Origin of the sequence: Variovorax raffinosi, from assembly GCF_051216615.1 — a bacterium.
Taxonomy (GTDB): Bacteria; Pseudomonadota; Gammaproteobacteria; order Burkholderiales; family Burkholderiaceae_C; genus Variovorax.
Genome location: NZ_JBPJZR010000005.1, coordinates 202,731 through 218,607, shown reverse-complemented (window position 1 = coordinate 218,607; position 15,877 = coordinate 202,731). Strand labels below are relative to the sequence as shown.

Here is a 15,877-nt window from a genome sequence, read left to right as displayed (position 1 = left end):
CGGGGCGTTTTCAATGGCACAAAAACAGGCTTACTTCAGCGCAGTCGTCGCATTCGCCACCGCCAGCGCCGTCATGTTGACGATGCGCCGCACGGTCGACGTAGGCGTCAGCACGTGCGCCGAGCCCGCTGCACCCAGCAGGATCGGGCCGACCGTGATGCCGTTCGCGCCGGTCATCTTCAGCACGTTGTAGAGGATGTGCGCCGAATCGAGGTTCGGGCACACCAGCAGGTTGGCTTCGCCGGTGAGCGTGGTCTCGGGCAGGGCGGTGCGGCGCACTTCTTCGGACAGGGCCGAGTCGCCGTGCATTTCGCCATCGCACTCGATGTCCGGTGCCATCTGCGAGAACAGGTCGCGCGCCAGCCGCATCTTGCGCGCCGAAGCGCGGCTCGACGTGCCGTAGTTCGAGTGCGAGAGAAACGCCACCTTGGGCGGCAGGCCGAAGCGGCGCACTTCCTCGGCGGCCATCATCGCGATGCTGGCCAGCAACTCGGCGCTCGGGTCTTCGTTCACGTTGGTGTCGGTGATGAAGACCGTGCGCTTTTCGAGCGTGAGCGCATTCAGCGTCGCGAAGCCCGGCGCGCCGCGCTTCAGGCCGATCAGGTTGCGGATGTGCTCCAGGTGCACGTCGAAGCGCCCGACCAGGCCGCAGATCATCGCGTCGGCGTCGCCCAGGTGCAGCATCAGCGCGGCAATGGTGGTGTTGGAGCGGCGCACCATCGTCTTGGCGGCCTCGGGCGTGACGCCGCGGCGGCCCATGAGCTTGTGGAAGCTTTCCCAGTAGATGCGGAAACGCGGGTCGTCTTCAGGGTTGACGATCTCGAAGTCGGTGCCCACGCGGATGTGCAGGCCGGCCTTCTTGATGCGCGCCTCGATCACGGCGGGGCGACCGACCAGGATCGGCTGTGCCAGGCCTTCATCGACGGCCAGTTGCACGGCGCGCAGCACGCGCTCGTCTTCGCCTTCTGCGTACGCCACGCGCTTGGCCGTGGCCAGCTTGGCGGCGGTGAACACCGGGCGCATGAACATGCCGGTCTGGTAGACGAAGCGTGTCAGGTGCTGGCGGTAGGCCTCCATGTCCTCGATCGGGCGCGTGGCCACGCCGGAGGCGGCGGCAGCCTTGGCCACGGCCGGCGCGATGCGCAGGATCAGGCGCGAATCGAAGGGCTTGGGAATGATGTAGTCGGGGCCGAAGGCCAGCTCTTGCCCGGCGTATGCGGTGGCCACTTCTTCGCTGATGTCGGCCTTGGTGAGGTCGGCGATCTCGCGCACGCAGGCCAGCTTCATTTCTTCCGTGATCTTGGTGGCGCCGCAATCGAGCGCGCCGCGGAAGATGTACGGGAAGCACAGCACGTTGTTGACCTGGTTCGGGTAGTCCGAACGGCCGGTGGCGATGATGCAGTCGGGCCGCACGGCCTTGGCCAGCTCGGGCCGGATCTCGGGCTCGGGGTTGGCCAGCGCCAGGATGATCGGCTGCGTGCCCATGGTCTTGACCATCTCGGCCGACATCACGCCGGGGGCCGAGCAGCCCAGGAACACATCGGCGTCCTTCACCACGTCGGCCAGGGTGCGGGCGCCGGTGTCTTTCTGGGCGTAGCGCGTCTTGGATTCGTCGAAGCCACCGGCACGGCCGGCGTAGATCAGGCCCTTGGAGTCGCAGGCGTAGATGTTGGCGGGCTTGGCGCCCAGGCCCACCATCACGTCGAGGCAGGCAATGGCGGCGGCGCCGGCGCCCGACACCGCGATCTTCACGTCCTCGATCTTCTTGCCGACCAGCTCCAGGCCGTTGAGCAGCGCTGCGGCCGAGATGATGGCCGTGCCGTGCTGGTCGTCATGGAACACCGGGATGTTCATGCGCTCGCGCAGCTTCTTCTCGATGTAGAAGCACTCGGGCGCCTTGATGTCTTCCAGGTTGATGCCGCCCAGCGTGGGCTCCAGCGCCGCGATGATGTCGACCAGCTTGTCGGGGTCGTTCTCGGCCAGCTCGATGTCGAACACGTCGATGCCGGCGAATTTCTTGAACAGGCACCCCTTGCCTTCCATCACCGGCTTGGCGGCCAGCGGGCCGATGTTGCCCAGGCCCAGCACGGCGGTGCCATTGGTGATGACGCCCACGAGGTTGCCGCGCGCCGTGTATTCGTTGGCCAGCGACGGGTCGGCCTCGATGTCGAGACAGGGATAGGCCACGCCTGGCGAATAGGCCAGCGACAGGTCGCGCTGGTTCAGCAGGGGCTTGGTCGGGGTGACCGAAATCTTGCCCTTGACGGGCGACCGGTGGTACTCGCGCGCTGCTTCGCGAAGTGCTTCTTCTGCCGGGGAAAGGGGTGCAGCCATGAATGTCTCCTTGTTTCTGACGGGCAATGAGGCTACCGCAAAAGCGCGGCTTGTTCTGAGAGGGGGAATGCCGAAAAGGCCTGGATCGATAACGCCTGGATGTATATCTTCCGCCGGATCGGCCCGGCTGGCCGGTTCGCTAAACTGCGGCACTGTTACCCAAAGTTAATTGGGGCATCGTCAACCACGATACAAAACGACAACAGAGGGGCAGCGCATGACGACACCCGGACCTTTCACCGGCACCGACCCGGACGTCGTGGTCATCGGCGGCGGCCCTTCGGGCTCCACGGTGGCCGCACTGCTGGCCGACAAGGGCCATGACGTGGTGTTGATCGAGAAGGCGCAGCATCCGCGCTTTCATATCGGCGAATCGCTGTTGCCGATGAACATGCCGCTGTTCGACCGGCTGGGCGTGCGCACCGAGGTCGAGGCCATCGGCCTGCGCAAGCACGGCGCCGAGTTCGTCTCGCCCTGGCACGACCACAGCAGCCACTTCGACTTCGGCCAGGCGATGGACAAGAGTTTTCCCTATGCGGTGCATGTGCGCCGTTCGGAATTCGATGAACTGCTGTTTCGCCACGCCGGCAACCGGGGCGCGCGCACCTTCGAGGGCCAGCGCGTCACCGGCGTGGACATGGACGCCGGCAAGGGCACGCCTGACAACCGCCCGTTGTTGAAGGTCAAGGCCGACGACGGCACCGAGACCAGTTGGCGCCCGCGCTTCGTGATCGACGCGAGCGGGCGCGACACGCTGCTGTCGAACCAGTTCGACGCCAAGCAGCGCAACCGCAAGCATGCAAGCGCCGCGCTCTATGGCCACTTCGCCAACGCCGAGCGCCGGCCGGGTCGCTTCGAGGGCAACATTTCGCTGTTCTGGTTCGACCATGGCTGGTTCTGGTACATCCCGCTGAAAGACGGCACGGTCAGCGTGGGCGCGGTGGCATCGCCGGCCTACTTCAAGCGCCGCAAGGGTTCGCTCGAAGAGTTCCTGATGGAAACCATCGCACTCGCGCCCAAACTGGCCGCGCGCCTGAAGAACGCCACGCTGATGGAGGGCGCGACCTCCACTGGCAACTACGCCTACGACTCGAAGTTCTGCCGGGGCGACCGTTTCATGATGGTCGGCGACGCCTATGCGTTCGTCGATCCGATGTTCTCGTCGGGCGTGTACCTGGCAATGAACAGCGGCTTCGAGGCCGCCACCGCGGCCGACTTCTGGCTCAAGGGCGAGGCGAAGGAGGCCGAGAAGGCCTTCCGGCACTACGAGAAGGTCATGAAGCGCGGGCCGAAGATGTTCTCGTGGTTCATCTACCGCATCACCTCGCCGGCCATTCGCCGCCTGTTCATGGCGCCGCGCAACATCTGGCGGATGCAGGAGGCGTTGCTGTCCATCCTGGCCGGCGACCTGTTCCGCGACACGCCGATCGGGCCGCGTTTCTGGGGCTTCAAGGTGACGTACTACGTGTCGTGCATCGGCATCCTGCCGCAGGCTGTGAAGACCTGGGCATGGCGTCGACGCAACCTGAAGGAATCGCTGGAGACGGCGAAGAGCTGATCTCTTGTTGGGCACTGTTCGGATTTTTTGCGCTGCTATTCAGGGCGACGCTCACGCCGACACGGTGCTCTTTTTCGCGAATGTCCCCCGCTTCGCTCCTCCTTTATTTCGCGAAAAAGAGCCCCGTATCGACGCGAGCGTTGGACAGAGCAGTCGTTGATCGCGAGATCACTAGCAGCGTGTCCATGTGCGAATGGCACCAGGTGCTCCCCGCAGCGAAATAAAGGAGGAGGGGCGCGCAGCGCCCCGGGGGACATTCGCGGAGGGGAGCACCTGGTGTCATTCGCACCCGCCCTGAATGAACCCGCCCCCGCCCCCGGTAACTCAACGGAAGTTCAGTCCGGCGCAACAGTGTGCTGAGCCAGCGCTTCCAGCGACTTGACCAGCGCCGAGTGGTCCAACTGGCCATATCCCAGTGCCGCACAAGCATTCATGAGCTGCGCCGCATTGGCGGTCTGCGGCAACGACACGCCCAAAGAACGCGCACTCTGCAACGCCAGGTTCAGGTCCTTCTGGTGCAACGAGATGCGGAACCCCGGCGCAAAGGTGCGCTTGATCATCCGCTCGCCATGCACTTCCAGAATGCGCGAGCTGGCAAAGCCGCCCATCAGCGCCTGCCGCACCTTGGCGGGATCGGCTCCGGCCTTCGAGGCGAACACCAGCGCCTCGCCCACGGCTGCAATGTTCAGCGCCACGATGATCTGGTTGGCCACCTTGCACACCTGGCCGTCGCCCGCACCGCCCACCAGCGTCACGTTCTTGCCCATCTTGTCGAGCAGCGGCTTCACGCGGCCGAAGGTGCCTTCGTCACCGCCGCACATGATCGTCAGGCTCGCGGCCTTGGCGCCCACTTCGCCACCCGAGACCGGTGCGTCGATGTAACCCGCACCCAGCGCTGTGATGCGGCGCGCGAAGTCCTTGGTGGCAATCGGGTCGATGGAGCTGCAGTCGACCACGATCTTGCTGTGCGAGTCCTTCAGGCCCGCGGCCACGCCTTCTTTGCCCGGTTCGCCGAACAGCACCTTCTCCACGTCGGGCGTGTCCGGCACCATGATGAAGATGACGTCGGCCTTGCGCGCCACCTCCGCGCCCGAGGCGCAGATCGTGGCCTTCGAGACGAAGGGCTCCGGCGTGTTGCCGTGCGTGTTCACGAACAGCTCGAAGCCCGCATTGAGCAGGTGCTCCGCCATGGGCGCGCCCATGATGCCGAGGCCGATGAATCCGATTTTTTGTTGTGTTGCCATGTCTTCTTTTCCTGTGTTGTTCATTGCGGTTGCGTGAGGGCTTCGCGCCAGCCCAGGCCGTTGACCGTGTCGGTGCGGGGCTTGTATTCGCAGCCGATCCAGCCGTCGTAGCCCAGTGCGTCGATGTGCCTGAAGAGCCACGGGTAGTTGATTTCGCCAGTGCCCGGCTCGCCGCGTCCGGGGTTGTCGGCCAGCTGGATGTGGCCGATCTGCGCGAGGTGCTTCGTCAGCGTGTTGCCCAGTTCGCCTTCCATGCGCTGCGCGTGATAGATGTCGTACTGCACGCGCAGGTTCGACGAGCCCACGGCTTCGATCAGCGCCAGCGCCTTGTCGGTGCGTGTGAGGAAGAAGCCCGGAATGTCGAAGCTGTTGATCGGCTCGATCAGCAGGCGCAGGCCCGCGGCTTCCAGCTCGCGCGCTGCCAGGCGCAGGTTGTCGATTACCGTGCGGTTGACCACGTTGATGTCGGCGCCGGGCGGAATCTTGCCGATCAGGCAGTTGACCTGCGGGCAGCCGAGCGCGGTCGCGTAGTCGATGGCCATGGCAATGCCCTCGGCGAATTCGCCGGTGCGGTCCGGGTGGCAGGCGATGCCGCGCTCGCCCTTGTCCCAATCGCCGGCCGGCAGGTTGTGCAGCACCTGCTGCAGGCCGTTGTCGCGCAGCGCGGCGGCCAGCTCCTTCTTCTCGAAGGCGTAGGGGAAGAGGTACTCGACCCCCTTGAAGCCGGCCTTGGCGGCGGCCTCGAAGCGTTGCATGAAAGGCAGCTCGGTGAAGAGCATCGTGAGGTTGGCTGCGAACTTGGGCATGTGGCGGGTCTCCTTAATCCAGCATCGCCACGGCAAGGGCCGTGGGTGCATCGGCCGTGCTCTCGGCCAGCGGTTCGAATTCGTTGATGGCGTCGATCTCGGTGCCCATCGCGATGTTGGTCACGCGCTCCAGCATCACCTCGATGACCACGGGCACGCTGAACTCGGCCATCAGCGCTTCGGCGCGGGCGATGGCGGGCGCCATTTCTTCCTGCTTGCTCACGCGGATCGCCTTGCAGCCCAGGCCCTCGACCACCTTCATGTGGTCCACGCCGTAGCTGCTCTCGACACCGGCGTCGGGCGCGGCGTTGATGTTGTCGAACGCGAGCTGCACGCAGTAGTCCATCTCGAAGCCGCGCTGCGCCTGGCGGATCAGGCCGAGGTAGGAGTTGTTGACCACGATGTGGATGTACGGCAGCTTGAACTGCGCGCCCACGGCCAGCTCTTCGATCATGAACTGGAAGTCGTAGTCGCCGGAGAGCGCGACGATCTTGCGCGTCGGGTCGGCGGCGCGCACGCCCAGCGCGGCGGGAATGGTCCAGCCCAGCGGGCCGGCCTGGCCGCAGTTGATCCAGTGGCGCGGGTTGTACACGTGCAGGAACTGCGCCGCTGCAATCTGCGACAGGCCGATGGTGCTCACGTAGCAGGTGTCGCGGTCCAGGTTGTTGTTCATGCACTGGTACACGCGCTGCGGCTTCATCGGCACGTCGGCGAAGTTGGTCTTGCGCAGCATCGTCTTCTTGCGGTCGCGGCATTCACCGGCCCAGGTGCTGCGGCTCGGCAGCTTGCCCGCGGCCTTCATTTCCTCGGCCACCTGCACGAAGAGTTCGAGCGCGGCCTTGGCATCGGACACGATGCCGAAGTCGGGCGTGAACACGCGGCCGATCTGCGTGGGCTCGATGTCCACGTGCACGAAGGTGCGGCCCTTGGTGTAGACCTCGACCGAACCGGTGTGGCGATTGGCCCAGCGGTTGCCGATTCCGAGCACGAAGTCGCTCGCCAGCATGGTCGCGTTGCCATAGCGGTGGCTGGTCTGCAGGCCGCACATGCCGGCCATCAGCGGATGGTCGTCGGGAATCGCGCCCCAGGCCATCAGCGTGGGGATCACCGGCACGCCGGTGGCTTCGGCAAAGCGCACCAGCAGGTCGGCCGCATCGGCGTTGATGACACCGCCGCCGGCCACGATCAGCGGGCGTTCGGCGGCGTTCAGCATGCCGATGGCCTTTTCAATCTGGGCGCGGCTGGCGGCCGGCTTGTACGGCACGAGCGGCTGGTAGCTGTCGATGTCGAATTCGATCTGCGCCATCTGCACGTCGAAGGGCAGGTCGATCAGCACCGGGCCCGGGCGGCCCGAGCGCATCAGGTGAAAGGCCTGTTGAAAGACCTGTGGCACCTGGCCGGGCTCGCGCACCGTGACCGACCACTTGGTGACGGGCTTGGAGATCGATTCGATGTCCACTGCCTGGAAGTCTTCCTTGTACAGCCGGGCGCGCGGCGCCTGGCCGGTGATGCAAAGAATGGGAATGGAGTCGGCCCAGGCCGAATACAGGCCGGTGATCATGTCGGTGCCCGCCGGCCCCGAGGTGCCGATGCACACGCCGATGTTGCCGGCGATGGCGCGGGTGTAGCCCTCGGCCATGTGCGAGGCGCCCTCGACGTGGCGCGCGAGGATGTGCGAGATCGTGCCGCGCTGGCGCAGCGCCGAATACAGCGGGTTGATTGCCGCGCCGGGCACGCCGAAGGCTTGGGTCACGCCTTCCTTTTCCATCACCAGAACCGCAGCCTGGATCGCTGTCATCTTTGCCATTGAATGTCTCCTTGAGGTGGCCCGACTGTAGGAAGCGCGGCGCATTCGAAGAAGACGGCTGCAGGCCATAAAACCTATTCCGCCATGGAATAAGTGACTAACATTCGGCCATGGACCGTCTCTTGGCAATGGAAATGTTCGTGCGCGTGGTCGAGACCGGCAGCTTCTCGAAGGCGGCGCGTGAGTTCAACACCACGCAACCCACCGTGACCAAGCAGGTCGCGGCCACCGAGGCGCGGCTGAAAGTGCGGTTGCTCAACCGCAATACGCGCGGCGTGAGCCTCACGGAGCCGGGCGCGCTGTACTACGAGAAGTGCAAGACCATCGTGCGCGAGGCCGAAGAAGCCGACAGCATCGTGCAACTGCGGCAGAACCAGGCGCAGGGGTTGTTGCGCGTGGGCACTTCGGTGGCATTCGGTCGCCGCGTGGTGGTGCCGCTGGCGCTGGAGTACATGCGCCGGCATCCGCAGGTGCAGCTCGACCTGAGCTTCGAGGACCGTTATGTCGACCTCATCGCGCAGGGCATCGACGTGGCCATCCGCATGGGCAAGCTGGCCGATTCGTCACTGGGCGCGCGCTACCTCGGCGCGAACCCATGGGTCATGGTCGCGTCGCCGGGCTACCTGAAGAAGCACGGCACGCCCAAGCGCGCGCAAGACCTGAGCGCGCACGTGGCGCTGATCTACAGCAGCGTGGTGGGCGATGAGTTCTGGCGCATGCACACGCCCAAGGGCGAACCGGTGACGGTGCCGGTGTCGGGGCGCTTTCGCTCGAACAACCTGTCGGCTGTGCTGGCTGCCGCGCGTGACGGGCTGGGCATTGCGTTGATGCCGCGTTACGTGGCGAGCGAGTCATTGGCGGCGGGCAAGGTGGTTGCGGTGCTCGGTGACCATGCGCTGCCGGAGCAGGAGATTCATGCTGTCTTTCCTTCTCCCAAGTTGGTGCCGGGGAAGGTGTCGGGCTTCGTGGCGTTTCTGCAGGGGCAGTTCGATGAAGGCTGGTGGGCTGGCTGACGGCTGCGGGGTTCGGGTTCATTCGGGGCGAGTGCAAATGACACCAGGAGCTCCCCTCCGCGAATGTCCCCCGCTTCGCTCCTCCTTTATTTCGCTGCGGGGAGCACCTGGTGTCATTCGCACAGGGCACGCTGCTGGTGATCCCGCGATAAACGACCGCTCTGTCCAACGCTCGCGCCGATACGGGGCTCTTTTTCGCGAAATAAAGGAGGAGCGAAGCGGGGGACATTCGCGAAAAAGAGCACCGTGTCGGCGGGAGCGTCGCCCTGAACAGCAGCGCCCCTTTCAGGCCCGCACAAAGGCCCCATGCAGCCCCAACGGAATCGCATAAGGCAGCGTCGCCTGCGCCACCGGCCCAGCCCCAAGATGATCGGCAGCAAAGCAAGACAGCACCGTCTTCTGCCGCCCGAAGTCGAACACCGTGCCCAGCACCCAGCCCGGCTTCTTGCCATCCGGTACGAAGACGTGCTCTTCCACGATGGCCTGCGCGCCGTAGCTGAAGCGCTGGCTGCGGCCAGTCTCGACATCCGTTCGTGCGACCGCGCCGAAGCCCGGCAGGTCGGGCCGGATCTGCGTGGCGTGCACCACCTGGCGATGACGCAGGCCGACACGGCGCGGATCGATGCGCGGAAACTCGGCCTCCTGCGCCAGCGCCGCCTGCGTGGCCTTGCCGGTGCCGAGATTCAGGGTTGCCACGGTCAATTGCGGGTGGACGCTTCTCACGAGGCGCGCACGCATCACCTCGCGGTTGCTGGTGAACACCGAGTCGGCGTTGTCCGAGCGCACATAGTCGACGTGGATCAGCGTGCCGCGCGGCGTGTCTTCTTCCCAGGCATTGCCCACGTGGAAGAGAAAGCCGGCCGGCAGTTCGAGCATCTGCCGCCGCTCCCAGTCGTGCTTGTCGACGACCAGCGCGCGCATGCCCAGTTCGGGCCGCCACACATGGGCATCGAGAAAGCTCGCGCCGACTTCCTTGCGCTTGCTGTCGTACACCAGCGGCGGCATGAGAAAGACGAGGTGACGATCGGTCACCGCGAAGTCGTGGACCATCGGCATGTCGGCCACCGGCACCACGGCCGCGCGGCGCAGCGTGCCTTCTGGCGCGATCTCGTACAGCGCCAGCAGGCCCTGTCCGGAGCTGACGCCGAAGTTCCACACCGTGCCGTCCGGGTCCACCTTCGGATGCGCCGAGAACGGCATGCCCGCAAGATCGGCGCGCCAGGTCTTCACACCCAGCGTGTCGAGCGTGCGCGCATCGATGCGCGTGGCCGAGCCGCCTTCCCACAGCGCCAGCACCTCGCCCTGCATCGGCAGCACGCTGGTGTTGGCGACGTTGATGCTGTCGGCCGATGTCGGCGACTCACCGCCCGGCGGCACGGTGCCGAAGGCCTCGTACAGGCGGCGGCCGGCCTTTACCTCGGCCACGCGCTTGGGCGTGGCGACATAGCGGCCCTGGTGCCGCACATCGGCGCCGTCGATCACGAAGCGATGCACCATGCCGTCGCCGTCGAACCAGTGGTGATAGCGCTCACCGCCCATGTCGTGGCCGGCCGGGCCGACGCGAAAGAGCGTGCCGGCGACGGCGTCGGGAAAGCGTCCGCGCACCGTGGCGCGGGTCAGCGGCAGGTCGTTGGCGGGCGTGGCAAAGCCGCTCTTCCAGGGCGCGCTGGCGGCCTCGAACTGGGCTTGCCAGTTGTCACCGCCGGTGGTGCCAGCGGCGCGCGCCAGTGGCGCAAAAAGGGGCAGGGCGCCGGCCGATGCCAGCAGGCGCAGGAGTTCGCGTCGTTCCATGGTGGCCACCTCTCAGCGCAGGTGAATGACGGTCTGCAGATCGGCGTCGAGGCTGAACGCGGCGGCCTCGAAGTCGGGTGCGGCGAGCTTGCCCTTGGCATCGTTCGAGAAACCATAGCGTTCGATCGGCATGCCCATGAGGTTGGTGTCGAGCTTGCCGTTGCCGTTCTCGTCGGCGAACACCTTCAGCGCGTAGCGCCCCGGCGCCAGCCCCGTGAACACGAGCCGGGCCTTGCCGTCGCGCATGGGCGCGGTCTGCGATGCGACGGCCTTGCTGGCGGTATAGCTCACGGCGTCGTTGTAGAGCGCGACGTAGAGCGTGGCTTCGGCGGCGGGGCCATCGGCAACGCTCAGGCTCAGGTCGGCGGCAAGGGCGCTTGTGGGCGCGAGAACCGCGGCGGTGCACAGGGCGCGCACGGCCGGGCGGGACAGGAGAGCGGGAAGATGCATGGCAGGCCTCGTCTGGAGTTGGAGGCCCGACGATCTCGCAGGCGCCTTGCGGTGCCCAGCGCCATGCGACGGAATGCGCAAATGCGCGCGCGAAATGCACGCAAAGGGAGCGAGGCGATCAGGCCGGAGCGGGGCGGCCCATCGCCAGTCTGTTGCGTTTCAGGCCTTCTCCTGGCCCTTCTTCTTGGCTTCGGCGCTTTCGGTGCCTTGCGCGCCCGTCGCGTCTTCCGCCACCGGGTCATGCCCCGTGCCCACATGGCCCGAATCCGCGAACAGGCCCCACGCCGCCATGAACAGCGCCGCGATCACCGGCCCGATCACGAAGCCGTTGATGCCGAAGATCGCCATGCCGCCGATGGTCGACATCAGCACGATGTAGTCGGGCATCTGCGTGTCCTTGCCCACCAGCAGCGGGCGCAGGATGTTGTCGACCAGGCCGATCACGAACACGCCCACGAAGATCAGCACGCCGCCTTGCCAGAAGTGCCCCGTGGCCAGGAAGTAGATGGCCACCGGCCCCCAGATCAGCGCCGCGCCCACGGCCGGCAGCAGCGACAAAAAGGCCATCAGCACCGCCCACAGCAGCGCGCCCTGCACGCCCAGGAACCAGAAGGCCAGCCCGCCGATGGTGCCCTGCGCGATGGCCACGGCCACGTTGCCCTTCACGGTGGCGCGGATCACGGTGGTGAACTTGTTCAGCAGGTAGTGCGTGTGCGGCTTGGCCAGCGGCACGGCGTCGCGCATGGTCTTGGACAGCGTGGCGCCGTCGCGCACCAGGAAGTACAGCAGGTACAGCATCACGAAGAAGCTGACGACGAAGTCGAAGGTGTTCTGCCCGATGGCCAGCGCCTGGCTCGCGATGATCTGGCTCGCCTGCCCGGCGGCCGCCGAGATGCGTGCCTGCCAGGCCGCCATGTCGCCCAGGTTGAAGCGCTCGACAATGTTCAGCAGCCACTGCGGCGCCGCGTCGAGGATCTGCTGGAAGTAGGCCGCGAAGTTGATCTGGCCCGAGCGGATGCTCTGCGTGACCAGCGCCACCTCTTGCACCAGCGACACGCCCACCATGGCCAGCGGCAGGATCACGATGAACAGGCAGATGGTCAGCGTGGAGAGGGCGGCGATGTTGCTCCTGCCGGGCATCTTCTTCAGCAGCCACTTGAACAGCGGCGTGAACAGGATCGCCAGCGCCACGCCCCAGAGCACCGCGCCGAAGAACGGCAGCAGCACCCAGATGAAGGCGGCGGTCACGGCGGCGAGAAGGGCGAGAAACACGCCGCGCTGGAGTTGGGGTGAATTCATAAGTGTCTCGGACTGTAGCCGAGCCGCAACCCGTGGCCGTGTCAGCCGGAGCCCCCTTGTGCGGCGGAATCGGGTTGCCGGACGAATTCGCCCGAAACGGAGGCTGGGTCTTCGATGCCTGCTATGGAATCAGTAGCGGACGCCGGCACTAATGCACAGCTTCAACGCTTGCCGCGCGGCAGGGCGACGGGCGCCAGCGTGGCACGCAGCCGGCTCGGCGCGTCGGGCTCGGTGGTGGCATCGACCTCCAGCGCCCGTTCGACATTGCCGATGTGGTCGAGCATCAACTGGCGCGCCTTGTCCGTGTCGCCCGCTTCGAGCGCGGCGACGATGGCGCCATGCTCGGCGCACGACTGCCCGGCCTCGTGCTTCGACTGGTAGAGCGTGGCGGCCAGCGTGGTGCGGGCCGTGAGGTCGCGCAGCACGTCGACCAGCAACTGGTGCCCCATCTGCTCGGCTAGGCACACATGGAAGTCGGCCAGCAGAAAGGCGCGCGTGGCGGCGTCGGCACCTTCGATGGCGCGCCGCTCGTCGGCGATGTGGTCGCGCAGCTTGCGGATCACTTTGGCCAGCGGCCGGCCTTCGCTCGCGGCCAGGATGCCGGCCTCGACGATGCGGCGGGCCGAGAAGGCATCGCGCGCTTCTTCGGCCGAGGGCTCCACCACGTACCAGCCGCGGCGCGACTGCACTTCAACGAAACCGCGCGCCTGCAACTGCATGAGCGCCTCGCGCACCATCGTGCGGCTCACCGAGAAGTTCTCGGCCAGCGCCTGCTCGCCCAGCCGTTCGCCCGGCGCGAGCTTCTGCGCGAGGATGGCCTCGACCACGCGCTCGGCGATGGCGGTGGGGCTGACGTCGGTGGCCATTGATTTTTCAGTGCGCGGTGGATGCGGTGGCGGTGCCGGTGTTTACCACGGGCTCGGCCGTGCCCAGTGGTTCGTCGTCGGGTGCGTAGGTGCCGTCTAGCACCGCATGCGCGCGCTCGCGGTCGATGTCGCCCTCCCATGCGGCAATGGCGACGGTGGCCACGCAGTTGCCGATCAGGTTGCCCAGTGCGCGGGCGATGCCCATGAACCAGTCCACCGACAGCACCAGCACCAGCCCGATGGCGGGAATCGCCGGAATGGCGTGCAGCGTGGCCGCCAGCACCACGATGGCCGAGCCCGGCACGCCATGCGCGCCCTTGGAGGTGACCAGCGCAATCGCAAGAATGGTCAGCAGGTCCGCCATCGAGATCGGCGTGTTGGTGGCCTGCGCGATGAACACCGCGGCCAGCGTGATGTAGATCGAGAAGGCATCGAGGTTGAACGAATAGCCCGTCGGAATCACCAGGCCCACCGTCGAATCGCGAATGCCCATGCGGCGCAGCTTGGCCATGATCTGCGGCAGCACGCTGTCCGACGAGGTGGTGGCGAACACGATGGTGAGTTCTTCGCGCAGGTAACGCAGCAGCTTCCACAGGCTGAAGCCCGAGAAGCGCATCACCAGCCCCAGCACCACGAACACGAAGATCAGCACCGCGCCGTAGAAGAGCGCGACCAGCATGCCCAGTTGCTTGAGCGAGCCCACGCCGTACTGCCCGACCGTGAACGCAATGGCGCCCAGCACGCCCAGCGGCGCCAGCTTGATGAGGATGCCCATGATCTTGAACAGCACCAGCGAGAGCGCATCGACGACAACAGCGACCGGCTTGCCGCGCTCGCCCAGCAGCGTGAGCGCGCAGCCGAACAGCACCGCGAACAGCAGCACCTGCAGCACGTCGCCGGTGGCGAAGGCGTTGACCACCGTGGTCGGGATCAGCTTCATCAGAAACTCGACCGTGCCGCCGCTCGTGAGCTTGTCGGCGTTCGACGCATAGGCGCTCATCGCGGCCGGATCGAGCTTGGCGGGGTCGACATTCATGCCCGCGCCGGGCTGGAACACGAAGGCCAGCACCAGGCCCATTGCCAGCGCGATGGTGGTCAGCACCTCGAAGTAGATGAGCGCCTTCACGCCCACCCGGCCCACGCGCTTGAGGTCGCCCGCGCCGGCAATGCCATGCACCACCACGCAGAACACCAGCAGCGGAATGATCATCTTGATCAGCTTGATGAACCCGTCACCCAGCGGCTTGAGCTTGACGGCGTACTCGGGCGCGAACAGCCCCGCGAGCACGCCGAGCACCAGCGCGATGACCACCTGACCGAAAAGCGATTTGGCGAAGCGAGGCATGGGAGTCTCCTGTCTGTTGCCAGACTGTTTTGTCGAGTTTTTGCATGCAAGCAATGCCTTGTCTTGCATGCAAGAAATGTAGGCAAGAAGACTTCGGAGGGGGCAGAGGGTATTCCCGGGCGGGAAGGCGCAGCCAGGAAGCGCTGAGCACTGCCAAGCTAGGGAAAGCACTTAATTCAATCAGCACGAATCGGTTCGTCATAGACGAATATCGCGCGCATACTGCCGACGCGTTTGCAGAGTCTCTCGACGGATGAAAGCCACGCCTTGAATGCACGGTGGGTGCCTCTCCCGGCCAACCGCATCGGATCGATGCCGGTGCTGCACGAGGCATTCGCCGCTGAAGGACTCAGCCGAATTTCCAATCAAAACCAAACCGAGGCATTCCCATGATTCGTCCTTTCCTGATCGGCCTGGCCATGGCCGCAGCAACCGCTCAGTGCGCCATGGCACAAGAAGGCAAGCCCATTGAATGGGTGGTCGGCTATGCCGCAGGCGGCGGCTCCGATTCCGTGGCGCGCGCCACGGCCGAAACGATGTCCAGGGGCCTGGGCAGGCCGATCGTCATCGGCAACAAGCCCGGCGCCGCGACCAACATCGCCGCTGACTATGTGGCCCGCTCGAAGGACTACGGCAACGTCATGTTGACGGCCGACTTCGCCACGCTCGCAGCCAACCCGTTCCTGTTTTCCAAGCTCAGCTACAACGCCGAGAAGGATCTCGCGCCGGTCGGCATGCTGGCCCGCTTTCCGCTCGTTCTGGTCGTGGGGCCCCAGGTGCCGGCGCGCAACTTCAAGGAGTTCGTCGCCTGGGCCAAAGCCCAACCGGGCGGCGTGAACTATGCGTCCGCCGGGGCGGGAAGCCCCCACCATCTGGCGACCGAATTGCTGCGCGAAAGAACCGGTGTCGCCATGACGCACGTCGCATACCGGGGCGCTGCGCCGGCCATGCAGGACATCCTTGGCGGACAGGTGCCGTTCATGATGGTCGACACGGCCAGCGGCAACCAGTTCGTGCTGGCCGGCAAGGTCAAGGCCATCGGCGTTGCGAGCGCCAAGCGCATCGCCACGCTGCCCGATGTGCCCACCCTGGCCGAGCAAGGGCTGACGGACTTCGAGGCCTACGCGTGGCAAGGACTCGCGGTGCCCAGTGCGACACCCGCGGAAACGGTTGAAAAACTCAACAAGGCACTTGTAGACGCGCTCAACTCCACATCCGTCAAGGCACGTTTTCTGGCGCTCGGCGTCGAAGGAATGCCAGGCACACCGAGCGACATGGCCAGGTATGTGAAGGGCGAGCGGGAACGTTGGGGGCGCCTCATCAAGGCGAACGACATCAGGATCGACTGATCTCTGCGGCCTTGC

The 15,877-nt window shown here is 65.9% G+C and carries 13 protein-coding genes; 4 read left to right on the top strand and 9 right to left on the bottom strand.

Translation table 11 applies throughout. The features are described from left to right. Positions 1–30: 30 nt before the first annotated feature. On the bottom strand, positions 31–2,334 hold the full coding sequence (locus tag ACSFB7_RS17465; protein WP_435472283.1) for an NADP-dependent malic enzyme: 2,304 nt from the start codon (positions 2,332–2,334) through the stop codon (positions 31–33). A gap of 217 nt (positions 2,335–2,551) precedes the next feature. Here ACSFB7_RS17465 and ACSFB7_RS17460 point away from each other — a divergent pair, with 217 nt between their 5' ends. Next, a complete protein-coding gene (locus tag ACSFB7_RS17460) occupies positions 2,552–3,892 on the top strand; it encodes an NAD(P)/FAD-dependent oxidoreductase (protein WP_435472281.1) in 1,341 nt (446 codons plus the stop codon). Between the two features lie 335 nt (positions 3,893–4,227). Here ACSFB7_RS17460 and ACSFB7_RS17455 read toward each other — a convergent pair whose 3' ends face one another. Genes ACSFB7_RS17455 through gcl form a run of 3 tightly spaced genes read right to left on the bottom strand, consistent with a single transcriptional unit; the run spans position 4,228 to position 7,749 of the window. Beyond that, the gene (locus tag ACSFB7_RS17455) at positions 4,228–5,136 is read right to left on the bottom strand and encodes a 2-hydroxy-3-oxopropionate reductase (protein WP_435472279.1); all 909 of its coding nucleotides are present in this window, start codon (positions 5,134–5,136) and stop codon (positions 4,228–4,230) included. Positions 5,137–5,156: 20 nt separating this feature from the next. After that, a complete protein-coding gene (gene hyi / locus ACSFB7_RS17450; RefSeq protein ID WP_435472277.1) occupies positions 5,157–5,942 on the bottom strand; it encodes a hydroxypyruvate isomerase in 786 nt (261 codons plus the stop codon). 13 nt (positions 5,943–5,955) lie between these two features. Continuing rightward, positions 5,956–7,749 (bottom strand): glyoxylate carboligase, encoded by a 1,794-nt coding sequence (gene gcl, locus ACSFB7_RS17445; protein WP_435472275.1) that lies wholly within the window; start codon positions 7,747–7,749, stop codon positions 5,956–5,958. 110 nt (positions 7,750–7,859) lie between these two features. Between gcl and ACSFB7_RS17440 the strand changes: the two genes are divergently transcribed. Further along, the gene (locus ACSFB7_RS17440) at positions 7,860–8,762 is read left to right on the top strand and encodes a LysR family transcriptional regulator (protein ID WP_435472273.1); all 903 of its coding nucleotides are present in this window, start codon (positions 7,860–7,862) and stop codon (positions 8,760–8,762) included. Between the two features lie 285 nt (positions 8,763–9,047). On the opposite strand, the gene ACSFB7_RS17435 is transcribed toward ACSFB7_RS17440, so the two are convergent. The 5 genes from ACSFB7_RS17435 to ACSFB7_RS17415 form a co-directional block, all read right to left on the bottom strand. Beyond that, positions 9,048–10,553 carry a carotenoid oxygenase family protein gene (locus ACSFB7_RS17435; RefSeq protein ID WP_435472271.1) on the bottom strand — a complete coding sequence of 502 codons (1,506 nt, stop codon included), beginning with the start codon at positions 10,551–10,553 and terminating at the stop codon, positions 9,048–9,050. A 12-nt stretch (positions 10,554–10,565) separates the two neighbouring features. Continuing rightward, positions 10,566–11,003, bottom strand: a complete 438-nt coding sequence (locus tag ACSFB7_RS17430) for a DUF2141 domain-containing protein (RefSeq protein ID WP_435472269.1) — start codon at positions 11,001–11,003, stop codon at positions 10,566–10,568. A 159-nt stretch (positions 11,004–11,162) separates the two neighbouring features. Then, the gene (locus tag ACSFB7_RS17425; RefSeq protein ID WP_435472267.1) at positions 11,163–12,302 is read right to left on the bottom strand and encodes an AI-2E family transporter; all 1,140 of its coding nucleotides are present in this window, start codon (positions 12,300–12,302) and stop codon (positions 11,163–11,165) included. 161 nt (positions 12,303–12,463) lie between these two features. Beyond that, a complete protein-coding gene (locus tag ACSFB7_RS17420) occupies positions 12,464–13,168 on the bottom strand; it encodes a GntR family transcriptional regulator (RefSeq protein ID WP_435472265.1) in 705 nt (234 codons plus the stop codon). 7 nt (positions 13,169–13,175) lie between these two features. After that, the gene (locus tag ACSFB7_RS17415; protein ID WP_435472263.1) at positions 13,176–14,513 is read right to left on the bottom strand and encodes a C4-dicarboxylate transporter DctA; all 1,338 of its coding nucleotides are present in this window, start codon (positions 14,511–14,513) and stop codon (positions 13,176–13,178) included. Between the two features lie 234 nt (positions 14,514–14,747). Between ACSFB7_RS17415 and ACSFB7_RS17410 the strand changes: the two genes are divergently transcribed. Together ACSFB7_RS17410 and ACSFB7_RS17405 are read left to right on the top strand one after the other, a co-directional pair. After that, a complete protein-coding gene (locus tag ACSFB7_RS17410) occupies positions 14,748–14,906 on the top strand; it encodes a DUF2783 domain-containing protein (RefSeq protein ID WP_435472261.1) in 159 nt (52 codons plus the stop codon). Next, positions 14,903–15,862, top strand: coding sequence for a Bug family tripartite tricarboxylate transporter substrate binding protein (locus tag ACSFB7_RS17405; protein ID WP_435472259.1), 960 nt, complete (start codon positions 14,903–14,905; stop codon positions 15,860–15,862). The genes ACSFB7_RS17410 and ACSFB7_RS17405 overlap by 4 nt, the downstream gene beginning before the upstream one ends. The last annotated feature ends 15 nt before the right edge of the window (positions 15,863–15,877 follow it).

Bases quoted from the DNA above. Each gene is read 5' to 3' on its own strand.
- ACSFB7_RS17465 (WP_435472283.1), bottom strand. From the start codon at position 2,334: ATGGCTGCACCCCTTTCCCCGGCAGAAGAAGCACTTCGCGAAGCAGCG.
- ACSFB7_RS17460 (WP_435472281.1), top strand. From the start codon at position 2,552: ATGACGACACCCGGACCTTTCACCGGCACCGACCCGGACGTCGTGGTC.
- ACSFB7_RS17455 (WP_435472279.1), bottom strand. From the start codon at position 5,136: ATGGCAACACAACAAAAAATCGGATTCATCGGCCTCGGCATCATGGGC.
- hyi (WP_435472277.1), bottom strand. From the start codon at position 5,942: ATGCCCAAGTTCGCAGCCAACCTCACGATGCTCTTCACCGAGCTGCCT.
- gcl (WP_435472275.1), bottom strand. From the start codon at position 7,749: ATGGCAAAGATGACAGCGATCCAGGCTGCGGTTCTGGTGATGGAAAAG.
- ACSFB7_RS17440 (WP_435472273.1), top strand. From the start codon at position 7,860: ATGGACCGTCTCTTGGCAATGGAAATGTTCGTGCGCGTGGTCGAGACC.
- ACSFB7_RS17435 (WP_435472271.1), bottom strand. From the start codon at position 10,553: ATGGAACGACGCGAACTCCTGCGCCTGCTGGCATCGGCCGGCGCCCTG.
- ACSFB7_RS17430 (WP_435472269.1), bottom strand. From the start codon at position 11,003: ATGCATCTTCCCGCTCTCCTGTCCCGCCCGGCCGTGCGCGCCCTGTGC.
- ACSFB7_RS17425 (WP_435472267.1), bottom strand. From the start codon at position 12,302: ATGAATTCACCCCAACTCCAGCGCGGCGTGTTTCTCGCCCTTCTCGCC.
- ACSFB7_RS17420 (WP_435472265.1), bottom strand. From the start codon at position 13,168: ATGGCCACCGACGTCAGCCCCACCGCCATCGCCGAGCGCGTGGTCGAG.
- ACSFB7_RS17415 (WP_435472263.1), bottom strand. From the start codon at position 14,513: ATGCCTCGCTTCGCCAAATCGCTTTTCGGTCAGGTGGTCATCGCGCTG.
- ACSFB7_RS17405 (WP_435472259.1), top strand. From the start codon at position 14,903: ATGATTCGTCCTTTCCTGATCGGCCTGGCCATGGCCGCAGCAACCGCT.